Origin of the sequence: Agromyces sp. NPDC056965, from assembly GCF_042673425.1 — a bacterium.
Classification (GTDB): domain Bacteria; phylum Actinomycetota; class Actinomycetes; order Actinomycetales; family Microbacteriaceae; genus Agromyces.
Genome location: NZ_JBHURI010000017.1, coordinates 25,303 through 39,738, shown reverse-complemented (window position 1 = coordinate 39,738; position 14,436 = coordinate 25,303). Strand labels below are relative to the sequence as shown.

Genomic DNA, 14,436 nt, shown 5'->3' with positions numbered 1-14,436 from the left:
GACGGCTCGGGTCGCTGCTCGACTCAGGCCCGAGGGAGCCGCGCGAGCGCCGCGTCGATCGCGGCTTGCACGGTCGCGACCCGGATCTCCGCGCGGCTGCCGCGGAGCGCGAGCTCGATCGTCTCGATCTCGGCACCGAACGCGATGCCGACGAACACCGTGCCCGGCGGCTTGCCGTCCTGATCGGTCGGCCCGGCGACCCCGGTCGTCGCGACGCCGAGTTCGGCCGCTCGTCCGTCGACCGCGAGCACGGTGCGCACGCGATCGGCCATCTGCCGGGCGACCTCGGGGTGCACGGCGCCCTCGGCGGCGAGCAGGCCGGCATCGACCCCGAGCACCGACCGCTTGACGGCGGTGTCGTACGCGACGACGCCGCCGCTGACCACGACGGATGCCCCGGGCACGCTCGTGAGCTCGGCGACCACGAGCCCGCCCGTCAGCGACTCCGCGACGGCGACCCGCAGGCCGCGCTCGGTGAGCTCGGCGATCAGCCGGGCTGCCGGGTCTTCGGTGGCAGGAGGCATCCGCTCGCTCGTCTCAGCCCGCGTCGCGCGGTGCGCGTGCGAGACGCACGGCGTCGCGCACGTAGAGCAGACCCGACCACACCGTGAGCACGACGGCCGCGGTCATGAGCACGCCGTTGACCCAGAAGATCCAGTCGCCGACGACGGTCCAGAGCGGCACGAGTGCGAACGAGATCGCGACCGCCTGCACGAGCGTCTTGAGCTTTCCGCCGGATGACGCGGGCACGACGTTGCCGCGGCGGAGCTCGACCAGGCGCCAGACGGTGATGCCGACCTCGCGCACGACGATGATCGCGGTGACCCACCAGGGCAGCTCGCCGAGGATCGAGAGGCAGACGAGCGCGCCACTCGTGAGGAGCTTGTCGGCGATCGGATCGAGGATCTTGCCGAGGTCGGTCACGAGTCCGCGCGAGCGCGCGATGTGACCGTCGATGCCGTCGGTCGCGATCGCGACGATGAACAGCGCCGCCGCCCACCACCGCAGCGCGCCGTCGGCACCCCCGTCGGCGAGCAGCATCCAGAAGAAGACGGGCGCAGCGAGGATGCGGACGACGGTGATCGCGTTCGGAAGGTTCCAGTTCGCCGATCGCGCGGGGGTGCCGGCGGAAGAGGTCATACGGTCAGACTACCGGCCGGGCGCTCGCGTGGAGCGGCCGACGTGCGCGCCGGACCGGTCGCGGCTCAGTCGCGGCCGGTGAGGCCCCAGGCGTCTTCGTCGGTGTCGCCCTCGACCTCGGGCAGGCCCTCGCTCATGCGGGCGACGGGATCGTCGTAGCGCGCGTCGGGAGCGTCGTACGCCTCGGTGGGGGCGATGCCGCCGCCGAGCGGGCCGGTCTGCGCGGGCGCCGCAGCCGGGCGCGCTGCCGGTGCCGCGGCGGGCTCCTCGCCGCGGAGTCGGGCGAGCACGCCGGGCAGCTGCTCGGCGGTCACGAGCACGTCGCGCGCCTTCGATCCCTCGGACGGGCCGACGATCTCGCGCGACTCGAGCAGGTCCATGAGGCGCCCGGCCTTCGCGAAGCCCACGCGGAGCTTGCGCTGCAGCATCGACGTCGAGCCGAACTGGGTCGACACCACGAGCTCGGCCGCCGCGAGCAGCAGCTCGAGGTCGTCGCCGATGTCGGAGTCGATCTCTTTTCGGGGGGCGGATTCCGCGACATCCTGCCGGTACTCCGGACGTGCCTGACGGGTGACGTGCTTGACGACCCGCTCGATCTCGTCTTCGCTCACCCAGGCGCCCTGCACGCGGAGCGGCTTCGACGCGCCCATGGGCAGGAAGAGCGCGTCGCCCTGGCCGATGAGCTTGTCGGCACCCGGCTGGTCGAGGATGACGCGCGAGTCGGTGACGCTCGTCACGGCGAACGCGAGCCGCGACGGCACGTTCGCCTTGATGAGGCCGGTGACGACGTCGACCGAGGGCCGCTGCGTCGCGAGCACGAGGTGGATGCCGGAGGCGCGGGCGAGCTGCGTGATGCGCACGATCGAGTCCTCGACGTCGCGCGGGGCGACCATCATGAGGTCGGCGAGCTCGTCGACGACGACGAGCAGGTACGGGTACGGCTTGAGCTTGCGCTCGGAGCCGGCCGGCAGCACGATCTCGCCGTTCACGACGGCCTTGTTGAAGTCGTCGATGTGGCGGAAGCCGAACGACGCGAGGTCGTCGTACCGCATGTCCATCTCCTTCACGACCCACGAGAGCGCCTCTGCGGCCTTCTTCGGGTTCGTGATGATCGGCGTGATGAGGTGGGGCACGCCCGCGTACGGGGCGAGCTCGACGCGCTTCGGGTCGATGAGGACCATGCGCACATCGGAGGGCTTCGCGCGCATCAGGAGCGACGTGATCATCGAGTTCACGAAGCTCGACTTGCCGGAGCCCGTCGAGCCGGCGACGAGGAGGTGCGGCATCTTCGCGAGGTTGGCGACGACGTAGCCGCCGCCGACGTCCTTGCCGACGCCGATCGTCATCGAGTGCGTCGCATTCGCGGCGTTGCCCGAGCGCAGCACGTCGCCGAGGGTCACGATCTCGCGGTCGGCGTTCGGGATCTCGATGCCGATCGCGCTCTTGCCGGGGATCGGCGAGAGGATGCGCACCTCGTTCGAGGCGACGGCGTAGGCGAGGTTCTTCGACAGCGCGGTGACGCGCTCGACCTTCACGCCGGGGCCGAGCTCGATCTCGTACTGCGTCACGGTCGGGCCGCGCGAGAAGCCGGTGACCTTCGCATCGACGCCGAACTGCTCGAGCACGCCGGTGATCTGCCGCACGACGTCGTCGTTGGCCTGCGAGCGCTTCTTGGCCGGAGCACCGGCGGCGAGCGTCGACGCCGCGGGGAGGTTGTAGGGGCGATCGGGTTCGGATGCCGCTTCCGCATCGAACTCCGACGCATCGGGTGCGTCGGTGCCCGGCAGACCCGCAGCATCTCCGGCGTCGCCCGCGACGTCGAACGCGGCGAGCACGTTCGTGGCGCCCGCGTCGTCGCCGCGGAGGCCGGTGCCGCCGCGCGGCACGTCGCCGGTGAACTGCTGCAGCGCCGACTCGGCGCGCTCGAGGTCGCCGAGCACCTCGGTGTTGTAGCTGTTCTGGCCGACGCCCTCGAGCGGCGTCTCGAAGCTGCCCGCGGCCGATCCTGCTCCGAACACCTCGGTGAGGCCTTCGACACCGGCGACCTCGAAGGCGGGGTCCTCTTCACGGTTGGAGTCGTTGCGCCGCCACCACGGCAGCATGCCGCCCTTCGGCTCCTCGTCGTCGCCGTCGCCGAGCGCGTCGATGCCGTCGAGTTCGGTCTGCACCGACTTCTTGCGCTCGCGCTTCGGCTTCGCCTCGGGCGGAGCCTCGGTCTCGTCGTGGGTCGCCCCGAAGAGCCATTCGTAGAGCTCGCGGAAGCGCGCTGGGATGCGATTCGGCGGGGTCTTCGTGATGATGAGCAGCGACAGGAGCAGCAGCACGATCACAACCGCAGCAGCACCGGCCTGGGTGATGAGCGCGATGAGGGGCGCTGCGACCAACCAGCCGAGGATGCCGCCGGCACGTGCGAGCACGGCCATGCCCTCGCGCGGCTCGGGCTGGCCGCCGAAGATGTCGCAGAGTGCCGAAACGGTCAGGAGCAGGAGGCCCAGCCCGATGCCGATGCGGGTGTTGTCGTGCACCGAGCTCGGGTGCCGGAACAGCCAGACCGCGAACAGCAGCATGACGACGGGCAGCGCGAAGGCCACGCGGCCGAACAGTCCGCCGAAGGTCCATGAGTCGAGGGTCTGGGCGACCGGCTCGTTGATGAGGAACCACTCGACGACGGCGCCGATGATCGCGAGCACCACGATGAAGAACGGCAGGCCGTCGCGGCGCTCCTCCTTCGAGAGCGTCTCGGGGCCGAGCGCGCGGGCCGCCCCGCCGGTCAGGTGCGCGAGACCCATCCAAGCCCGCACGATGAGGTTCGGGCCCTCGGGTGCGGCGGGCGCCTTCTTCGTCGCGGCGGCGCGGGTGCTCGCGGCCGGCAGCTTCTTCGTGGGCGCGGTTCGGGAACTCGAAGCACGCGAGGACGCGCCCGAGGCACGCCCGTTCGACCTGGTGCTCGTAGCCATGTCCACAAGGCTACGGCCGCGCGCCCGCACTGGGCGACAGCCGGGTGCGAGTGTTCGCGATCCGCCGTGCCATTCGCCCCCGGATTCCAGCGGAAGCGAGCCCCGGAGGTCAGCCCAGCGAACGCACCATCGTGTCGCGCCCGCCATGTGAGGCGACGACGGCGAAGCCCTCTGAGCGGTAGAGCGAGGCGGCGAAGTTGCCGTGCTCGACGCTCAGCGCGAGTCGGGCGAATCCGGCTCCGCGGGCGGTCTCGGCGAGCGCCTGCACCAGACCGCGTCCGACACCCTGCGCGCGCCAGAGCGGCCGCACGCCGATGATGAGTTCGGGCACCCCGACCGCGACGAATCCGTGGGCGGCCGCGTCGGCGGCGAACAGTCGGTACCAGGCGGCGCCGACCGGCCTGCCCTCGCCGTCGAGCGCGACGACGCCGCGGTCGGCCGGTCGCTGCCACCCCGAGATGTAGCCGCGGGATGCGGGATCGGCGAGCACCGTCGGTCGCGGTCGGGTGCCTCCCGATCGCCAGTTCGCGGCCTCGACCACCATGTCGGCGAGGAACGAACCGTCGTCGGGGGCAGCCGGCCGCATGGTGAATGCCGCCATGGCCGGATGCTACGCGCGGAGTGTTTCGGCGGTGTTTCGCGCCGCCGGCGCCCGTCGCCTCAGAACCGGATCGCGTCGATCACCTTCACCCGAACCGCACCGAGCGCCGGCAGGAGTCCGGCGAGTGCGCCGACCGCGACGGCGGCCCCGATGCCGATCAGCGCCGCCTCGATCGGGAACCCCGGCATGTCCTGCACCTCGGCCCCGCCGAGCGCCATGCCCATGAGCGGGCTGCGCACGAGGGCGATCGCGACCCCGACGCCGACGACGCCCGCGACGAAGGTGCCGACCACCGTCTCCATCAGCACCGAGAAGAACACGCGGCCCGCGGAGGCGCCGAACGACCGCCGGATGCCGATCTCGCGGATGCGTCCGCGCACTGTGACGAGTGCGATCGTGAGCAGGCCGAGCGCACCGAGCAGCAGGATGACGACCGCGACACCGACCACCATGAGCTTGATCGGCAGGAACGGGTCGCCCTCCTGGGCGGCGTAGTCGCTGCGCCATCCGTCGACGGTCGCACCCTCGCCGAGCTCGGACTGGAGTGCGCGCTTCACCGATTCCGTGAGCTGGTCGGCCGACCCGTCGGGAACCCACATCTCGTACGACGGCATGTAGGCGCCCATCATCGGATCGGCCGTCTCGGGCTGCAACGGGATGAACGAGTCGGTGAGCATGAACGCGGTCGGCTCGGTCTCCCACTCGCTCTGCGCGGGCGTCACGCCCGTGATGACGGCGATGACGCGCCCGTTGCCGACCAGCTCGACCGTGGGGTGCGTCGAGAGGGCGGGGCTTCCGAGCCGCTTCCAGAAGGCCTCGTTCACGATGACGGCCGGAGCCATGCGGTCGGCGTCGCGGTCGGTGAACCACGCGCCCTCCGCGAGTTTGATGCGGTGCATCAGCCCGTAGTCGGGATCGACAACCTGCATCGCCACCGGCACCGCGCCGTCGACGAACTGCACCGTGAGGGTCCCGTAGCCCGATCGGCTCGCGTAGTCGATCCCGTGCCGGTCGAGCGTGGTCTGCCACGCGGCGGCCACCGTCTCGGTGTCGGGCGTACTGCCCCCTGTGCTGACGTTCATCGACACGGTGGCGGGGCGACCGCCGAACCGCTCCGACATCTCCCGGCCCGCCTGTTCGGCGATGGCTCCGGCGCCGACCACGGTCGTGAGCGCGCAGACGGCGACCGCGACGCCGATGAGCGAGAGCAGCACTCGTCCGCGGTGGATGCGCAGTTCTTCGAGCGCCTCGACGATGGTGCTCACGATGCCCGTCGCGGTTCGGATCAGCCAGCCCCTCATGCGACGGCCCCGATCTCGGCAGCTGCATCGGTCTCCGCCGCAGACTCCGCCCCTGCCTCGACCACGGAACGCGCGACCCCGTCGTTCGAGTCGTCGCCCGCGGCATCCGCGGACTCGAGCCTGCCGCCCCGCAGCAGGAAGTGGCGATTCGATCGCGCCGCGATCGTCGGATCGTGCGTGATCGTCACGAGCGCCGCACCGGTCTCGGCGGCCACGGCCTCGATGAGCGCCATGACCTCGGCGCCCGTCTCGAGATCGAGGGCGCCGGTCGGTTCGTCGGCGAGGATGAGTCGGGGCTTGCGCACCAGGGCCCGGGCGATCGCCACCCGCTGCTGCTCGCCGCCCGACAACCGCTCGGGCTTCGTGGTGAGCCGTTCGCCGAGTCCGACGCGTTCGAGCATGTCGCGCGCGATGCGCTCGCGCCGCCAGAACTCACGGCCACCGGAGTACAGGAGCGGCGTCTGCACGTTCTCGAGCGCGGTGCGGCCCGGCAGCAGGTTGAACTGCTGGAAGACGAAGCCGACCTCGCTGCCCCGCAAGCGGTCGCGAGCACCGCTGCCGATGCGGCGCACGTCGTGGCCGAGGAAGGCGAGCTCGCCCTCGGTCGGCGCATCGAGCAGTCCGAGCAGGTTCAGGAGCGTCGACTTGCCCGATCCCGAGCGGCCGACGATCGAGACGCGGTCGCCCTCGGAGACCGAGAGGTCGACGCCCGACAGGATCGTGAGCGGCCGCCCGTCGGGCAGCTCGACGGTGCGGCCGACGCCGCGTGCCTCGACGAGCGTCATTGGGTGAGGGTTCCGCACATCATCATGCCGTCGGGCGACTGCACGCAGCCCTCTTGGCTCGCCTCACCCGGCGCGCCGGGCACGAACTCGAGCACCTGGTCGCCCTCGGCGACGCCCTCGACGACCTCGACCTGGGTTCCGTCGCTGAGCCCGAGTTTCACGGGTTGCGGGGCGCGTTCGCCCTCTGGCGTCACGAGCCAGACGACGCCCGTCTCCGCGCCGCCTTCGACCGCCGTGATCGGCACCACGAGCACGTCGTCGGCGCTGCCGGCCGAGATCTTCACCTGAGCCGAGAGCCCCGGGAACACGCGCACGTCGCCCGGCACCGCGCACCGAACGGTCGTGCCACCGGATGCCTCGCCGCCCGTGCCGCCCGCACCGCCCGCCGCTCCCGCGCCGGCTCCGCCCGCGCCGGCGCCCGCGCCCGCGCCCGACAGGGGCGTGGAGATCACGAGACCGCCGCAGGTGAAGGGTGCGGGCCCGCCCGCGATCGTCACGAGCGCCTCGGTCGGCGCACTTGTCAGCCGGTACTGCTGCTCGGGGCTGAGGGTCGCAGTGACGTTGAAGCTCGGCGGCGCCACCTGCCCGGTGACGTCACCGGTGGCCACCGGCTGGCCCGTGATCACGTCGAGGGAGGAGAGCACGCCTGCCGTGGGGGCGAGCACCTTCTCGAAGTGGAACGAGGGCTTCGGCGTCGTCATCGTCGGCATGCCGTCGGGCCCGACCGTCTCGGTCGGCTCCACTTCGTCTTGCACCTTGATGTCGTAGAGCTTCTGTCCGGCGGCGACCTGCTGCCCGGCCGCGGCGAAGACCTCGTCGACGGCGCCGGTACCGGTCGCCTTGACGGGCGCCGAGGCATCCGCATTGACCGTGCCCGTCAGCACCACGTCGTTCGCGATCGATCCGCGCGCGACCACGACCTGCGGCTCGGAGACGCTGCCCGTCGGCGAGAGCGTCTCGGTATCGGCCTCGGCACGATCGGGGAAGAACGCGAGCTTCGCCAGTGCGATCGCGATCACCGCCACGAGCACGATTCGAACGGTCGGGAAGATCCACTTGCGCCAGACGGCCACGGCACTCCTTGTCGGGTCGCCCGGGCGGGATGGGTCGCCGGGCATCTCCCCCACCCTAGGGAGTCGGCGACGACAGCGGAATCCTACTCAGGGAGGATTCCGGGTCATCCCCGAGACCCGCCTCCGACGCTGCGAGAAACGAGGAACGGCCCGTCCGAGGACGGGCCGTTCCACAGCGTGTGCCGAGCGCGGGCTACGCCTCGATGACGAGCGGCACCAGCATCGGCCGACGGCGCAGGCGACGGTTGACCCAGCCGCCGAGCACCCGCCGCACGATCTGCGACAGCGCGTGCGAGTCGCGCACGCCGTTGCGAGCGGCCTCGGCGAGGGCGTCGATGATCTTCGGCTTGACGTCGTCGAAGACCGAGTCGTCTTCAGCGAAACCGCGCGCGTGGATCTCGGGTCCGGTGATGACACGCCCCGTCGAGGCGTCGACCACGACGATGACCGAGATGAAGCCCTCCTCCGCGAGGATGCGGCGGTCCTTCAGATCGGCGTCGGTGATCTCGCCGACGGTCGAGCCGTCGACGTAGACGAACCCGAGGTCGAGCTGGCCGACCACGCTGAGCGCGCCGCCGCGCAGGTCGTAGACCGTGCCGTTCTCGCCGATGAAGGTGTTCTTCTCGGGGATACCGGTGTCTTGCGCGAGCTTCGCGTTCGCGAAGAGGTGCCGGTACTCGCCGTGGATCGGCAGCACGTTCTTCGGCTTCAGGATGTTGTAGCAGTAGAGCAGTTCGCCGGCGGCCGCGTGGCCCGAAACGTGCACCTTCGCGTTCGCCTTGTGCACGACGTTCGCCCCGAGCTTCGTGAGGCCGTCGATGACGCGGTAGACCGCGTTCTCGTTGCCCGGGATCAGGCTCGACGCCAGGATCACCGTGTCGCCCTCGCCGATCTCGATCTGGTGGTCGCGGTTGGCCATGCGCGAGAGCACCGCCATCGGCTCGCCCTGCGACCCCGTCGACATGTAGACGATCTCGTCGTCGGGGATGTTGCCGGCCTTCTTGTAGTCGATCAGCACGCCCTCGGGCACCTTCAGGTAGCCGAGTTCAGCGGCGATCGTCATGTTGCGCACCATGCTGCGACCGAGGAGCGCGACGCGTCGGTGATTCGCCCAGGCGGCGTCGAGCACCTGCTGCACGCGGTGCACGTGGCTCGAGAAGCTCGCGACGATGACCCGGCGCGGCGCGCGGTTGATGACCTCGTCGAGCACGGGCCCGATCGAGCGCTCGAGGGGCGTGAAGCCCGGGACATCCGCGTTCGTGGAGTCGACCATGAAGACGTCGACGCCCTCTTCGCCGAGGCGTGCGAACTCGCGCAGGTCGGTGAGGCGGCCGTCGAGCGGCAGCTGGTCCATCTTGAAGTCGCCGGTCGCCAGCACGGTGCCCGCGTCGGTCTTGATCGCCACGGCGAGTGCGTCGGGGATCGAGTGGTTGACGGCGATGAACTCGAGCCGGAACGGGCCGATCTGCTCGTGCCCGCCCTCTTTCACCGTGAGGGTGTACGGCTTGATGCGGTGCTCCTTGAGCTTCGCCTCGATGAGCGCGAGCGTGAGCTGCGAGCCGATCAGGGGGATGTCGCCCCGGAGCTTCAGCAGGTAGGGAACCGCGCCGATGTGGTCCTCGTGGCCGTGCGTGAGCACGACGCCGACGATGTCGTCGATGCGCGACTTCAGGAAGCCGAAGTCGGGCAGGATCAGGTCGACGCCGGGCTGGTGCTCTTCGGGGAAGAGCACGCCGCAGTCGACGATGAGGATCTTGCCGTCGATCTCGTAGCTGGTCATGTTGCGGCCGACCTCCCCCAGGCCGCCGATGGGGATGATGCGGAGCGTTCCGGCCTCGAGCGGGGCGGGATCGATGACGACGTCGGGCATGTGCCCTCCTTCTGTTGCGGTGTTCAGTTCGGTGCCGGCCCTGTGACCGGCGGATGTCTCGGGGCGGATGTCGGAGCGGGCGGGTGCGCGCCGCGGCATCCGCTGGTTCAGCGGGTGGTTCCGGCGACCTTCGGCAGCGCGCCGCCGGCTGCGGCGTTGCGGTCGGGGCGGAAGTTGTGGAAGTCGACGCCCGGGATGCCCTGCACGTGGTCGATCTCGTCCTCGATGAGGGCGGCCTCCCACTCTTCGGGGCCGACGAGGGGCAGGCGCACGCGCGGGCTCGAGATGCGGCCGAGGCCGTGCAGGATGTACTTCGCGGCGACGGTGCCCGGCACGTGGGTCATGGTGGCGCGCACGAGCGGCTCGAGCTGCTGGTGGGCGGCCGTCGCGGTGGCGAGGTCGCCGCGGTTCACGGCGTCGACGATCGTGCGGTACGGCGCGGGTGCGATGTTCGCGGTGACGCCGATAAGGCCCGTCGCGCCGATCGCGAGGTGCGGCAGCACGTTGGCGTCGTCGCCCGAGAAGTACATGAGGTCGGTCTGGTTCAGCACCCGGCTCACCTCGGAGAAGTCGCCCTTGGCGTCTTTCATGGCGAGGATGTTGGGGTGCTTGGCCAGACGCAGGATCGTCTCGTACTTGATGGGCACGCCCGTGCGGCCCGGGATGTCGTAGAGGATGACGGGCAGGTCGGTGGCGTCGGCCACGAGCCGGAAGTGCGTCAGGATGCCGGCCTGGGTCGGCTTGTTGTAGTACGGCGTGACGATCATGATGCCGTCGGCGCCGACGCGCTCGGAGTGCTTGTAGAGCTCGATCGCGTGGGCGGTCTCGTTCGACCCGCCGCCCGTGATGATCTTGGCGCGGCCAGCGGCGACATCCTTGCCGACCTCGACGAGGCGGATCTTCTCGGGGTCGGTGAGCGTCGAGGTCTCGCCCGTGGTGCCCGTGACGACGATGCCGTCGGCGCCGGCCGAGATGACATCGTCGATGTGCTTCTCGACCCCGGCCCAATCGACTTCGCCGTCCGCCGTCATCGGCGTGACGAGCGCGACGAGCACTTGTCCGAAGGGGTTCTCTGAGGTCACGCTCTCCAGCGTATCGGGTCGACCCCGCGCGGCGGGCCCACCCACTTCGCTGCGAGTCAGCGGATGCATCGTGCGACACGCCGACGACGGCCCGCGTGTCATCGCGCTCGTCCGCCGACTCGCCGGTCGAGGTGTCGGCCGCGCTCGACGGTGCCGAGGATCGCGGCTTCCACCAGCGGCCACTCGTGCACGACCATTGCGTAATCGAAGCGCAGTGTCTGGAAACCATGGGCCGCCGCGACGGCATCTCGCACGAGGTCCTTGTGACGCAGGGACCGACCGTCGTAGTTCAGTCGTCCGTCGACCTCGAGGATGAGTCGCTCGCCGAGCACGAAGTCGACCCTGCCGACGCCGGGAATCGCCACTTGGGACGTCAGCGAGATGCCGAGCGGCCGCAACCTCAGGCGGAGCAGCGACTCGAGCCCGCTGTCCGCATCCCATCGCGCGAAGTCGACGAGCCACTGCCGCTTCCGCGGCATACGGCTGCGCAATCGCACGAGATCGCCGGTGGTGAGGAGTCGTTTGCGCATCGCCGATTCGAGCGCGACGAAGAACGACTCCTCGCCTCGGCAGTCGATGAGCGCTCGAAGGGCATCGAGCAATGACGTGCGGTCGCCGAGCGAGCGCGCGTCGTTCCAGTGCATGACGCAGTCGCACTCGGCGTGCGGGCGGCGGCGATGCCCGTGGCGAGGAAGCACGACGTGGATGGAATGCTCGTCGTCATCGAGCAGCCAGATCCCGGCGAGCCGCAGTCGACTGATGCAGCCGAGCACGCCACCGTGTGCGGCCGCAGCGCGGACCTCGGGGAGGGCATCCGCCGGCACGAAGACCCCTTCCCGCACCCGGACGACGACGCCCGCTCTCACCGCGATCGCGAGCGCATGACGCGAGACCCCTGCGGCGGCGAAGTCCGCCGTACGAGCGATCTTGAGGTCAGCGCACAGGTGCTGGATCCGGGCGAGTTCGACGGGCATGCTCCGACCCTGTCCGTCGTCGATGGCCCGATCACGACTGAGCGGGCGTGTGAGGAGAGCTCGGAGCCGCCGCAGAGTGTCGAGGCGAAGTCACAGTGCACCGCCAGTCGGCGGATGACTCGAATGACTCGCCGGGCTTCGGCGGCGAGTCGGACGATTCATCCGCTGACTCGCAGACGCAGGTCCGGAGTCAGAGCCGACGAGTCAGGGGCGGGCGTAGCGGCGGAAGCGGTAGCCGATGCCCGTGCGAGAGACATGGGTCGCGGTGTCGTCGGTCTCGACGAGCCGCCAGCTCAGGTCGATCGAGGGAGCGTAGGCGTCGCCGGGGATGTCGAGGTCGAGCTCGGTGACCTCGAGTCGATCGGCCCGGTCGATGAGCCGGGCGAAGAGCTCGCCTCCGCCGATCGCCCAGATCCATTCGGGGTCGGATGCCGCGGCCACCGCCAGCCCGTCGTCGATCGAGCCCGCCCGGATCGCACCGTCGGCCGCCCATTCCTCGTTGCGGGTGACGACGATGTTCGCGCGCCCCGGCAGCGGTCGGAAGCGCTCGGGCAGCGAGTCCCAGGTCTTGCGTCCCATCACGACGGGGCTGCCGAGCGTGACCACCTTGAAGTGGGCGAGGTCTTCGGGCACGTGCCACGGCATCACGCCGCCGGCTCCGATCACGCCGCCGTGCGCCTCGGCCCAGATGAGGCCGAGCCTCGGCGCGGGTGCAGCCGAGGCAGGGCCGGCCGAAGCAGCGCCGGCCGAGGCATCCGCTTCGCTCATACCGCAACGGCCGCGCGGATCGGCGGGTGGTGCTGGTAGCCCTCGACGATGAAGTCCTCGTACTCGTAGTCGAAGACCGAGTCGGGCGTGCGCGCGAGGCGCAGGGTCGGCGGCGCGAACGGCTCGCGAGTGAGCTGCTCGGTGACCTGCTCGACGTGGTTGTCGTAGATGTGGCAGTCGCCGCCCGTCCAGACGAAGTCGCCGACCTCGAGCCCGGTCTGCGCCGCGATCATGTGGGTCAGCAGCGCGTAGGAGGCGATGTTGAACGGCACGCCGAGGAAGAGGTCGGCGCTGCGCTGGTAGAGCTGGCACGAGAGCTTGCCGTCGGCCACGTAGAACTGGAAGAGCGCGTGGCACGGCGCCAATGCCATCGAGGGGATGTCGGCGGGGTTCCACGCCGAGACGATGAGGCGGCGCGAGTCGGGATTCGTGCGGATCTGCTCGATGACCTCGGAGATCTGGTCGATCGTCTCGCCCGAGGGCGTCGGCCACGACCGCCACTGCACGCCGTAGACGGGACCGAGCTCGCCGGCCGAATCGGCCCATTCGTCCCAGATGGTGACGCCGTGCTCGCGCAGCCAGCCGACGTTCGACGAGCCCCGCAGGAACCACAGCAGCTCGTAGGCGATCGACTTGAAGTGCACGCGCTTCGTCGTGACGAGCGGGAAGCCCTCGGAGAGGTCGAATCGCAGCTGGCGGCCGAACACGCTTCGCGTGCCCGTGCCCGTGCGATCGGTCTTGACGGCGCCGTGTTCGAGCACGTCGCGCAGCAGGTCTTCGTACGGGGTTGAGATCGTCTCGGCCATCCCCACAAGGCTAACCCGCACCGGCGACAGTTCGGCGAAGGCGAGCGGATGCCGCGGCGGACCGTCATCCTCGGTCACACTCCGCACGGGGCGACCCGCGCTGCGTACGCTCGACCGCATGGACTGGCTCCCCGCTCTCGCGACCGGCGCAGCGCTCGTCGCCGCGGCGACCGCGTTCGGCCTCGTCTGGCGTTCGCGGCAGGGCATCGCCCGCAGCGGCTCGGGCGAGCTGGTGCAGCCGTCCGACCTCGGCGTCGCCGCGTTCGGCGAGCGGGCCACGCTCGTGCAGTTCTCGACCGAGTTCTGCGCCCGCTGCCCGGCGACGGGGCGGCTGCTCACGCAGCTCGCCGGCGAGCACGACGGCGCGGCGCACGTCGAGGTCGATCTCACGCATCGCCCCGACCTGGCCGGCCGATTCCGCGTCACCGAGACGCCGACGACCCTGCTGCTCGACGCCGACGGTGCGGTGTTCGCCCGCATCGCAGGCCTCCCCCGCGCCGCCGCTGTGCGCGAACGACTCGACGACCTCCTGAGGAGCCCCCATGTCATCTCCGGCTGAATCGGCACCGGCGGCAGCACCGACAGCCGACCGCACGACCGACCGCGCGTCGGCGGGCAGCGACCCGCGCGGCCCGCGCTTCGGTGCCGCCATCACGGCGACCCTGCTGCTCATCACGGTCGTGCTCGCGGTCGCGGGGGCCGATGCCGCGGCGTTCTGGCTGCTCGTCGCGATCACGCTGCTCTTCGCGTGGGGCGCGTTCGCCGGCATCCGGCGGCATCCGTACGGCCTGATCTTCGCGAAGCTCGTGCGCCCGCGGCTCGCGCCGCCCGTCGAGCTCGAGGACCTGCGCCCGCCGACCTTCGCGCAGGGCGTCGGCTTCGCCGTCGCGCTCGCGGGCGTCGTGCTCTCGCTCCTCGGCCTCGAGTACGCGGTGCCGATCGCCGCGGCGATCGCCTTCTTCGCGGCATTCCTGAACGCCGCGTTCGACTTCTGCCTCGGCTGCCAGATCTACCTGCTGCTCGCTCGGGCCCGGATCGTCCCGGGGGTCTGACCGGCGGCACCGCTCGCCGATAGGCTG

The 14,436-nt window shown here is 70.7% G+C and carries 14 protein-coding genes; 2 read left to right on the top strand and 12 right to left on the bottom strand.

Annotated features, from left to right (window positions below; genetic code table 11):
* Positions 1-23: 23 nt before the first annotated feature.
* From ACFTQE_RS06360 to ACFTQE_RS06305, 12 genes are all read right to left on the bottom strand, one after another.
* Positions 24-524 (bottom strand): CinA family protein, encoded by a 501-nt coding sequence (locus ACFTQE_RS06360; protein WP_376924267.1) that lies wholly within the window; start codon positions 522-524, stop codon positions 24-26.
* 13 nt (positions 525-537) lie between these two features.
* Positions 538-1,140 carry a CDP-diacylglycerol--glycerol-3-phosphate 3-phosphatidyltransferase gene (gene pgsA / locus ACFTQE_RS06355; protein ID WP_376924266.1) on the bottom strand — a complete coding sequence of 201 codons (603 nt, stop codon included), beginning with the start codon at positions 1,138-1,140 and terminating at the stop codon, positions 538-540.
* Positions 1,141-1,205: 65 nt separating this feature from the next.
* Positions 1,206-4,097, bottom strand: a complete 2,892-nt coding sequence (locus tag ACFTQE_RS06350; RefSeq protein WP_376924265.1) for a DNA translocase FtsK — start codon at positions 4,095-4,097, stop codon at positions 1,206-1,208.
* Positions 4,098-4,206: 109 nt separating this feature from the next.
* Positions 4,207-4,698, bottom strand: a complete 492-nt coding sequence (locus ACFTQE_RS06345; protein ID WP_376924264.1) for a GNAT family N-acetyltransferase — start codon at positions 4,696-4,698, stop codon at positions 4,207-4,209.
* A gap of 59 nt (positions 4,699-4,757) precedes the next feature.
* Complete coding sequence (locus tag ACFTQE_RS06340; RefSeq protein WP_376924263.1) at positions 4,758-5,999, bottom strand: ABC transporter permease; 1,242 nt, start codon at positions 5,997-5,999, stop codon at positions 4,758-4,760.
* Positions 5,996-6,784: an ABC transporter ATP-binding protein gene (locus ACFTQE_RS06335; RefSeq protein ID WP_376924262.1), complete on the bottom strand. Its 789-nt coding sequence runs from the start codon at positions 6,782-6,784 to the stop codon at positions 5,996-5,998. The genes ACFTQE_RS06340 and ACFTQE_RS06335 overlap by 4 nt, the downstream gene beginning before the upstream one ends.
* Complete coding sequence (locus tag ACFTQE_RS06330; protein ID WP_376924261.1) at positions 6,781-7,857, bottom strand: hypothetical protein; 1,077 nt, start codon at positions 7,855-7,857, stop codon at positions 6,781-6,783. The genes ACFTQE_RS06335 and ACFTQE_RS06330 overlap by 4 nt, the downstream gene beginning before the upstream one ends.
* A 193-nt stretch (positions 7,858-8,050) precedes the next feature.
* The gene (locus tag ACFTQE_RS06325) at positions 8,051-9,727 is read right to left on the bottom strand and encodes a ribonuclease J (RefSeq protein ID WP_375836826.1); all 1,677 of its coding nucleotides are present in this window, start codon (positions 9,725-9,727) and stop codon (positions 8,051-8,053) included.
* A 107-nt stretch (positions 9,728-9,834) separates the two neighbouring features.
* Entirely contained in the window at positions 9,835-10,809 is a 975-nt protein-coding gene (dapA, locus tag ACFTQE_RS06320) for a 4-hydroxy-tetrahydrodipicolinate synthase (RefSeq protein ID WP_376924260.1), read from the bottom strand.
* A 98-nt stretch (positions 10,810-10,907) separates the two neighbouring features.
* The gene (locus tag ACFTQE_RS06315) at positions 10,908-11,783 is read right to left on the bottom strand and encodes a type IV toxin-antitoxin system AbiEi family antitoxin domain-containing protein (RefSeq protein WP_376924259.1); all 876 of its coding nucleotides are present in this window, start codon (positions 11,781-11,783) and stop codon (positions 10,908-10,910) included.
* A 204-nt stretch (positions 11,784-11,987) separates the two neighbouring features.
* Positions 11,988-12,428: a dihydrofolate reductase gene (locus ACFTQE_RS06310; RefSeq protein ID WP_376924286.1), complete on the bottom strand. Its 441-nt coding sequence runs from the start codon at positions 12,426-12,428 to the stop codon at positions 11,988-11,990.
* A 119-nt stretch (positions 12,429-12,547) separates the two neighbouring features.
* Positions 12,548-13,357 carry a thymidylate synthase gene (locus ACFTQE_RS06305; RefSeq protein WP_376924258.1) on the bottom strand — a complete coding sequence of 270 codons (810 nt, stop codon included), beginning with the start codon at positions 13,355-13,357 and terminating at the stop codon, positions 12,548-12,550.
* A gap of 118 nt (positions 13,358-13,475) precedes the next feature.
* On the opposite strand from ACFTQE_RS06305, the gene ACFTQE_RS06300 reads away from it, so the two are divergent.
* Complete coding sequence (locus tag ACFTQE_RS06300) at positions 13,476-13,916, top strand: thioredoxin family protein (protein WP_376924257.1); 441 nt, start codon at positions 13,476-13,478, stop codon at positions 13,914-13,916.
* Positions 13,900-14,409, top strand: coding sequence for a DUF4395 domain-containing protein (locus ACFTQE_RS06295; RefSeq protein WP_376924256.1), 510 nt, complete (start codon positions 13,900-13,902; stop codon positions 14,407-14,409). Before ACFTQE_RS06300 ends, ACFTQE_RS06295 begins: the two co-directional genes overlap by 17 nt.
* The last annotated feature ends 27 nt before the right edge of the window (positions 14,410-14,436 follow it).

What these genes read in the sequence shown, in the direction of transcription:
- ACFTQE_RS06345 (WP_376924264.1), bottom strand. Translation starts at nt 4,698, where the DNA reads ATGGCGGCATTCACCATGCGGCCGGCTGCCCCCGACGACGGTTCGTTC.
- ACFTQE_RS06350 (WP_376924265.1), bottom strand. Translation starts at nt 4,097, where the DNA reads ATGGCTACGAGCACCAGGTCGAACGGGCGTGCCTCGGGCGCGTCCTCG.
- ACFTQE_RS06305 (WP_376924258.1), bottom strand. Translation starts at nt 13,357, where the DNA reads ATGGCCGAGACGATCTCAACCCCGTACGAAGACCTGCTGCGCGACGTG.
- ACFTQE_RS06295 (WP_376924256.1), top strand. Translation starts at nt 13,900, where the DNA reads ATGTCATCTCCGGCTGAATCGGCACCGGCGGCAGCACCGACAGCCGAC.
- ACFTQE_RS06335 (WP_376924262.1), bottom strand. Translation starts at nt 6,784, where the DNA reads ATGACGCTCGTCGAGGCACGCGGCGTCGGCCGCACCGTCGAGCTGCCC.
- ACFTQE_RS06340 (WP_376924263.1), bottom strand. Translation starts at nt 5,999, where the DNA reads ATGAGGGGCTGGCTGATCCGAACCGCGACGGGCATCGTGAGCACCATC.
- ACFTQE_RS06325 (WP_375836826.1), bottom strand. Translation starts at nt 9,727, where the DNA reads ATGCCCGACGTCGTCATCGATCCCGCCCCGCTCGAGGCCGGAACGCTC.
- ACFTQE_RS06310 (WP_376924286.1), bottom strand. Translation starts at nt 12,428, where the DNA reads ATGCCGTGGCACGTGCCCGAAGACCTCGCCCACTTCAAGGTGGTCACG.
- ACFTQE_RS06360 (WP_376924267.1), bottom strand. Translation starts at nt 524, where the DNA reads ATGCCTCCTGCCACCGAAGACCCGGCAGCCCGGCTGATCGCCGAGCTC.
- ACFTQE_RS06315 (WP_376924259.1), bottom strand. Translation starts at nt 11,783, where the DNA reads ATGCCCGTCGAACTCGCCCGGATCCAGCACCTGTGCGCTGACCTCAAG.
- ACFTQE_RS06300 (WP_376924257.1), top strand. Translation starts at nt 13,476, where the DNA reads ATGGACTGGCTCCCCGCTCTCGCGACCGGCGCAGCGCTCGTCGCCGCG.
- pgsA (WP_376924266.1), bottom strand. Translation starts at nt 1,140, where the DNA reads ATGACCTCTTCCGCCGGCACCCCCGCGCGATCGGCGAACTGGAACCTT.